At 60.6% G+C, this 1239-nt stretch carries 1 protein-coding gene and 1 pseudogene; both read left to right on the forward strand.

Annotated features, from left to right (window positions below):
* The first annotated feature begins 446 nt into the window (after positions 1-446).
* Entirely contained in the window at positions 447-578 is a 132-nt protein-coding gene (locus tag A5622_RS30480) for a hypothetical protein (protein WP_255361663.1), read from the forward strand.
* A gap of 92 nt (positions 579-670) precedes the next feature.
* A pseudogene (locus tag A5622_RS11350) lies at positions 671-1239 on the forward strand (hypothetical protein); the annotation flags it as partial.

The following is a 1239-nucleotide window of genomic DNA, read 5'->3' on the forward strand; positions in this document are numbered from 1 at the left end:
GACGCTACCCCGCTGGTAACCTCTCCACGCCGGTTCAAGCCGACGCTGCGGTGCAATTTGCCGCCGTTCGCTCGTCGAGCGCCTGATCGATCAATGTGGTACTGGAATGCCGTCGCAGAGTTATCGAGCCGCTAGGCGCGCTCGCGTCACCAGGCGGATTCGCCATCGATGGTCGCGAGGTCTCGCATGGGTAGAAAATTACGGGCGGACGCCGTTGGCCGCTATTCACTATGTACTAGCCTCGACGCAGCGCAGACACGGCTTCATCTCACTAGCGAATCCCAGCGACGTCAGGCCGGTCCGACGACGATCTGCCTCAAACCGATGCTGACGGCCGCATAAAGTCGGTGGTCTTACGCCAGCGATCAGTCACCTTCGAGATAAAGAATCTGCGCCGTTCGCCGGGGTGAAGTGAGCGAAGCGCTGCCTCGGCTTAGCATTCGGACATGCGCGATATCGAAGCGATTGACGCCGATCTGCAGTTGGTGTCGCGCGCTTGGTGCGCGGCTTTGGTGGCAAATGATCACGCACCGAGTACCACCCTGATCGACCAGCTTCGCGAGGAGCGACAGCAGTGAGGCGCTGCGTCCGGAACTGACATGACCGGATACCACTAGAGGTAGCGTCGTAGCTGGTCGGAAGCATAGACGGCGGGTTGGCGGGTGGTGCGATGCAACTGATCGAGCTAAGCATTGGCGATCTCATCGCCAGAGCTGGCGGTGACCCATGGGCGATTAACCAGAGCTTGCAGGCCGGCAGCCCCGCGCAGATTTCGAGCCTTGCGGAGGCTTTTCATGGTGCTGGTCGACACACCGCCGAGGCGGACCACTCGTTTGAGCAAGCCCGGCAACGGTTCGACGCGGCCTGGAACCACCAGAACGGCGACCACCCGATCAACGATGCGGCTGAAGTGCAGCGGCTCGTCAAATCGCTTGGTGCACAGTCCGAGCAGTTGCCCAAAATCGGTAGCGACCTGGAGAACATTGCCGCCGCCTTAGCTGAGGCGCAAAAAGCCGGGGCACGCCGGATCGCCACGTTGGAACACGAGTTGCAAGGGCTCGACAACATCATCGACGCCGCGGAGCACGATCTGCAGAATGGCCACCCCGACGCGAAGACCGAGGCCTTTCTGAAGAAATTGATCGATGATGCGAAAGCCGATGCCGCCGATGACACACGAGATGCACTCAAACAGATGACATCTATCCGCGACACCTACACGCGATCGCTACGGCAAGC

Origin of the sequence: Mycobacterium sp. 1245801.1 (assembly GCF_001673055.1) — a bacterium.
GTDB lineage: Bacteria > Actinomycetota > Actinomycetes > Mycobacteriales > Mycobacteriaceae > Mycobacterium > Mycobacterium europaeum_A.